Origin of the sequence: Roseomonas sp. 18066 (assembly GCF_902706185.1) — a bacterium.
GTDB lineage: Bacteria > Pseudomonadota > Alphaproteobacteria > Acetobacterales > Acetobacteraceae > Pseudoroseomonas.
Window position 1 is genome coordinate 1 of the sequence record NZ_CACSJM010000383.1, and the last position, 420, is coordinate 420.

General features: G+C 67.6%; 1 pseudogene. It reads right to left on the reverse strand.

From position 1 onward, the window contains the following. Positions 1-420, reverse strand: a pseudogene (locus GVN67_RS29340) (PucR family transcriptional regulator ligand-binding domain-containing protein); the annotation flags it as partial.

A 420-nucleotide genomic window follows, 5' to 3' on the forward strand; every position in this document is an offset into this window, starting at 1 on the left:
GTTCAGCTCCACGCTGATCAGGTTCTGTGCGTAGCCGATGATTCCGGTGTCCTCGAACGGCTGGCGCACCCACAGTGTGCAGGCATCGCGCCGCCCCGTGGGCACGGGGTAGCTGGACCAGATGTCCGCCGACGGGCTGGCCGTGCTGCTGTTGTACAGCTGCGCCGTGAACTGGGTGAGTGCAACGTCAGTGCGGAGCATGCCGCCCAGGTTCTTCAACAGTTCGGCCAGTCCGCCGCCGGTCAGCAGCGCCCGGGCCAGCACCTGGTGCCCGGCGATCAGCCGTTCCAGCTTGGCGTAATGGTCGGCGGACTGCGCGTCTGCCACCAGCTTGGTGATGGCGATGAACGGGGTCTCGTACGGCACTTCCACCACCGGCAGGCCCCAGCGGTTGGCTTCCGCCAGGAGGGCCGGTGGCAC